Here is a 6,406-nt window from a genome sequence, read left to right on the forward strand (position 1 = left end):
CATAGCTCCAAATATTCACCCAACCGAACCAGGAGGTGCAAGTATTTGTCTAGAAAAAATAAAAAGAAGTTGAATATTATCCTTGTAGCGATTTTGCTAATAAGTATGGTATTGCCAAACTACTATATTAAATCTGCCATTGCTGCTACTAACGCCACTGATCTCTTTATCTCTGAATATATTGAAGGCACCAGCTTTAACAAAGCACTCGAACTCTATAATGGAACAGGTGCGGCTGTCAAATTAAGTGAATATTCACTTGAACACTACAGCAATGGTGCTTCCACTACCACTTTTAAAATGTCTTTATCCTCTGACCCGACTGCCACCCTTGCCAATGGATCAACATTTGTTATTTCACGTAGTGACGCAGATCCGGCTATCGTCGCTAAGGCCAATTTATTAGATGCAGGTAAAACCGTTATCAACTGGAATGGTGACGATGCCGTTGTTTTAAAACATAACGGAACGATTATTGATGTCATCGGTCAAGTAGGAGTCGATCCAGGTACTGCTTGGGGAACCACCGTCAAAACAATGGACCAAACCATCGTCCGTAAGAGTTCCGTTACTGCTGGTGACAGCAATCCAAGTGATGCCTTTGACCCAGCAACCGAATGGGACAGCTTAGGTCTTAATGTGTTTACAAACCTTGGCATTCACACGATGGATGGCGGATCTACTCCGGTAGAAACAAAGGTTGCCAACGTAACTGCTTCTCCTGCAGCAGGTCCAGTTGCATCTGGTACGAAAGTATCATTAGCAACAGCAACAGCTAATGCAAAAATTTACTTCACAACCGATGGTTCGGCACCAACCGCAGCAAGCACTGAATACACAGCACCAATTAATATTAGTGCCGACACAACCATTAAAGCCATTGCTGTCAAAGCAGATTTAGAAAACAGCGATGTTTCAACGTTTGCTTATACCGTTGTACAAGCAAGCACAATTGCAGAAGTAAGAGCAGCTGCCTTACAATCCAACGTTCAAGCGAGCGGCGTGGTTACAGCTGTCCTAGGTAGAGCAATTTATTTCCAAGATGCAACGGCGGGAATTGTTGCTTATACACCAACAGATAGTACTGTTATCCAACCAGGTGATAAAATCACTGTATCTGGTAAACTAACAGAATACTCTACTTTATTGGAAATCGAAGCCAATCATGAAAATATTATTGTAACTGGGCAAGAAGCTGTTCCTGCAGCAGAAGTGTTAACAGCTGCTCAGTTAGAAGAAAGCAAAGAAGCCAAACTAGTAACCGTCAAAAATGCAACTGTCGGTGCCCTCTCTGGTGGGAACTACACAGTTACAGATGCAGATGGAACCAGTTTCCAGGTTCGTCCGCCAAGTTCAACGATGCTTGCAACTGGTACAACCTATGAAGCCATTACCGGCGTTCTTAGTGCTTTTAATGGGGTTTACCAATTAATTCCACGGAACGAAGGCGATATTTTACTAGATTCTAGTATCGTTCAAGCAGTTGTTGCCACTCCAGGTGCCGGATTGGTCACGTCTGGAACAACTGTAACACTTGCAACTGGGACTGCCGGAGCAACGATTTACTACACGCTTGACGGCAGTGAGCCAACTACTGCCAGCCCAGTGTTTACACAGCCAATCGTCATTTCAAAAGCGACAACAGTTAAAGCCGTGGCTGTAAAAGCAGGATTCAAAAATAGTGCAGTGGCTACGTTTGATTATGCCATCCAATCGGGTGCGATTCACACGTTTGATATCCAAGGCAAAACCCACACATCGTTATTTAACGGTAAAACGGTTACGGATGTAGAAGGTGTTGTTACGTATATTGATGGAACAAGCCGCTTCTTCATTCAAGACCTAGTGGGTGACGGCGATAATAGCACTTCTGATGGAATTCTCGTGTTCAAATCAGCTCATGGTGTCTCTATTGGTGACCGCGTAAAAGTATCAGGGAAAGTAACTGAATTTTACGGTGAAGGATTTGCTGAGAAAACCACAACGGACTTAACGATTACAGAAATTGAAGCAACAACGATTACAAAGAATGGTACGGCTCCTCTTCCTGCGCCAATAAAACTTGGTGTTGACCGAATTGCTCCAACAGAAATCATTGACAATGATCAATTTGCAACCTTTGATCCTGAAGAAGATGCGATTGATTTCTGGGAAAGTATTGAAGGGATGTATGCCCAAGTAGACGACGGAAAAGTGATTGCGCTCCAAAAAGACGGATTAGTTTGGGTTGTTCCGAAGAACTATCCAACTAACGTAAATCCGGGCGGTCTGCGTATTACGGCAACCGATACCAACCCAGATCGAATTGGGGTGGATGTAAGAAATGGTTCAACCGCTAATAAAGCCTACCGTGCAAAAATGGGTGACTACTTCACTGGTTCAATTAAAGGTGTTGTCAACTACGGTTACAGTAACTATAAACTAATGGCCCAAGAATCAAGTCTTCCAACCTTAACAGAAACACCAATTGTCCGTCCTGCTACAAAAATTACACCAGCAGCTGACAAGTTAACGATTGGTACGTATAACGTTGAGAACTTCTCAACAGCTACCCCAGATGCAAAAGTAACAAAAATTGGTGATGCGATTGTCGATAAAATGAAGAGTCCTGACATTATCGGCTTAAATGAAATCCAAGATAATAATGGGGAAACCGACACAGGTATTGTCGATGGAACACAAAGTGCCCAAAAAATTATTGACAAGGTTGTTGCACTAGGCGGACCAACCTATGCCTATACCGAAATTACCCCAGTCAATAATCAAGATGGCGGAGCACCAGGCGGAAACATTCGTGTTGCGTTCCTTTATAATAAAGCGCGCGTTTCGTTAACTGCAGGTGCACCAAAAGGTACATCAACCCAAGCTGTCGGCTTTGAAAACGGTAAGCTTACTTTAAACCCTGGCCGGATTGATCCGACGAATGCGGCGTTTAACTCAAGCCGTAAACCGTTGGCAGCACAATTTGATTTCCTAGGTCAATCTGTGATTGTTGTGGCGAACCACTTTAATTCAAAAGGCGGAGATACACCATTATTCGGTAAAACTCAACCGCCAGTATTAAGCAGTGAAGTTCAACGTCATAAGATTGCAGCGATTGTTAATAACTTCGTTAAGGATGTTAAAGCAAAAGATGCAAACGCAAACGTTGTTTTACTAGGAGATTTCAATGATTTTGAATTCACAAAAACGCTCGAAATCGCCAAAGGAAATGAATTAACAAATATGGTTGATAAAGTTCCTGCGGAGGAGCGTTACAATTATTCTTACCAAGGTAATGCGCAAGAATTAGACCAAGTGTTAGTGACAAATAATATGGTTGCCAATACAACTGTAGATATTTTACACATTAACTCAATCTTCATGGAAGAACATGGTCGTGCAAGTGACCACGATCCAGTAATCATTCAAACACAGTTAAAAGCTGCCGGTGAAGTTTTACCACCAGTTACACCACCAGCATCGACTAAGGTTTATAACTTAAACGGCTTCAAAACGAAGAAGTTAACAGTCAACAATGCAGCTGCCGATATTACGGTATCTGCCGATTCAGTAATTACTGAAGGTATTGTCATTAAGAGTTCTTACGCGAAGCTGCTTGGCGAAGGCTTAAAGAACACAGTGATTACGCTGAGCCCAATCGCACCAGGTGCCGTTATTGATTTTGGCGGTGCAGTGGTCAAGGAAGTTGTTATTGATAATGCAAATATCAGCCAAATTAGAGGAATCGAGCAGGTTCAAAAGTGGACAGTGAATGTTGGTGTGGATTCATCACTGATTAAATTCACGAATGTGGATGGAGTGGTTCTTCCCTCTCCAATTGCTGCTCCGCCAAAAGTGAATCAGGCACCAGTTGTTGCTGTACCGTTCTCAAATACTACGGTTCAGGTAAATACACCGGTTTCCGTTAATTTAACAGGTCATTTTACCGATCCAGATGGAGATGCATTGACGTACACATCTTCAGCAGGCACGATTCTAGGTTCAAATTTAACGATCCAAACACCTTTAGAGGGTACCATCACTGTGACAGTTACAGCAAATGACGGAGCAAGGACCGTTAGTACTTCCTTTACAGTAACCGTTACAGCGGTACCAGCTACTAACGTGGAACCATATTATCAGGCGGCAACTGGAAAAACAGGGGCTGACCTAAAGCTTGCGTTACACACAATTATAAAATCAACACAATCGACGAAATTATCGTATGCACAAGTAACAGAAGCGTTAAAGCAAACGGATGAAGATCCGAATAATCCTAATAACGTTATCCTTCTTTACACTAACCGTTCACAGGCAAAAACTACGTTCGGTTCTGGTGTAAATGACTGGAATCGTGAGCACGTCTGGGCCAAATCTCATGGTGACTTTGGCACAACTGCAGGACCAGGTACAGATATCCACCATTTACGCCCAACGGACGCCTCTGTCAACAGCACACGCGGCCATTTGGATTTTGATATCGGCGGCAAGTCTCAAGGTGAGTGTGCCGATTGTTACTACGATGCGGATTCCTTTGAGCCGCCTAATCGGGTAAAAGGTGATATCGCTAGAATGCTCATGTACATGGATGTTCGCTATGAAGGGGATGGCGGAGAGCTCAATTTGGAGCTAGCTGATAAAGTAAATACGTATCCGACCCCATTCCATGGCAAGAAATCAGTGTTGCTACAGTGGAGCAAAATGGATCCACCAGATGCCTTTGAAAAACATCGTAATGATGTCATTCAATCGATTCAAGGCAACCGCAATCCATTCATTGATCACCCAGAGTGGGCAGACTCAATCTGGCCAGCATCTTAAACCTAATAACAAGGAAAAGCACCTGCGATTTTGTGATCGCAGGTGCTTTTTTCATATCTTAAAAAGGGTGTTAGGGACAAACTAGAGTGCAGCAGGTAGTCAAAATAACTAGTCTAATCAACATCTCTAACAAACGCTCCAACTCCTTCTGGAATGGATGATTACTATCCATATCATAACCATTAAATATTAAGTTGGTATTTTTCAATTGTAAATTTATTGTCAATTCTAAGAGGAGGTGTGAAAATTTCAACTTTACAAAAAACATATATTCTTTACAAAACTATACAATCGATTCACACTCCCTTAACAAAAAAAGATTATTCTTAAACCTGTAAACAACATCAAATTTATTAGGGGGATTTAAAAAAATGAAAAGATTGAAAAACTTAAGCCTACTTACCTTGCTAGCAGCATTAATGGTTTTCATGGCAGCATGTGGGGGCACAAGCACTTCTACAGATAAGAAAGAAGGTACTGCTAAGAAAGAAACACCTAAAACAGAAGAAGTAAATGAATTATCCGGTACATTAAGCATTTCTGGTTCCTCTGCGATGCAGCCGTTAGTGGCAGCTGCAGCTGAAGAATTTATGGCTGAAAATCCAAAGGTTGATATCCAAGTAAATGCGGGTGGATCTGGTACAGGCTTATCACAAGTGGCTGAAGGATCTGTTCAAATTGGAAACTCAGACGTTTTTGCTGAAGAAAAAGAAGGCATCCCAGCCGGTCAGTTAGTTGACCATAAAGTAGCTGTCGTCGGTATGACTGCCGCAGTTAACCCAAAAGTAGGTATCAAGGATATTAAAAAAGCAGATTTAATTAAAGTATTCACTGGAAAAATCACTAACTGGAAAGAACTTGGCGGAGCTGATCAAAAGATTGTGCTTGTCAACCGTCCTGACTCATCAGGCACTCGTGCTGTATTCAATAAATTTGCTCTTGATGGTGCCACTCCTGCTGAAGGAATTACTGAAGATTCATCCAACACGGTTAAAAAGATTATTAACGAAACAGACGGTGCGATTGGTTATCTAGCATTCTCTTACTTCACTGACGATTCCGTTACGCCACTTGCCATTGATGGAGTAGAACCAACTGCAGAAAATGTGCAATCAGGTCAATTCCCAGTTTGGGCTTACCAGCATTCCTATACAAAAGGTGAGCCAGATGAGCTTTCTAAAGCATTCTTCGATTATTTAATGAGTGAAACGGTTCAGAATACATTATTACAAGAACAAGGATACTTGCCTGTAACAAAAATGACAGTCGAACGTGACGCGCAAGGCAATCAAAAGAATCTGTAAGAGTGATATCTTTATATTTAAAAAGCCTTAATTCCTTTATAGTGAGGAATTAAGGCTTTTTTGATTCTATGATGTTTCAAATTAATTCCTCCAATGTAATGTTCACTTCATTTAATAATAGATTACCAATCCAAACTTAAGATTTTTTTAATATGAAGCTCGGGGTGTTGGTACCGTGTGAAAAATTCACAGGTATCAACACTTTTTTCATAAACAGGAAATAGAGGAGCCTCTCATTTCCCGAGAGAGTGTTTATCTTCGGAGAAAGGGAAAAGAGAGCGCCTCTCATTTACCAAGAG

2 protein-coding genes are annotated in these 6,406 nt (G+C 41.7%); both read left to right on the plus strand.

The window, feature by feature from the left end; translation table 11 throughout:
- Window positions 1-45 precede the first annotated feature (45 nt).
- Complete coding sequence (locus tag V7121_RS07470; RefSeq protein ID WP_335546232.1) at window positions 46-4,803, plus strand: chitobiase/beta-hexosaminidase C-terminal domain-containing protein; 4,758 nt, start codon at window positions 46-48, stop codon at window positions 4,801-4,803.
- 371 nt (window positions 4,804-5,174) lie between these two features.
- Window positions 5,175-6,107, plus strand: a complete 933-nt coding sequence (locus V7121_RS07475; protein ID WP_335546234.1) for a phosphate ABC transporter substrate-binding protein — start codon at window positions 5,175-5,177, stop codon at window positions 6,105-6,107.
- Window positions 6,108-6,406 lie beyond the last annotated feature (299 nt).

It is taken from the genome of Neobacillus drentensis, assembly GCF_036962125.1.
Taxonomy (GTDB): domain Bacteria; phylum Bacillota; class Bacilli; order Bacillales; family Cytobacillaceae; genus Neobacillus; species Neobacillus drentensis_B.

Coding starts and splice junctions, on each gene's coding strand:
- V7121_RS07475 (WP_335546234.1), top strand. CDS start 5,175: ATGAAAAGATTGAAAAACTTAAGCCTACTTACCTTGCTAGCAGCATTA.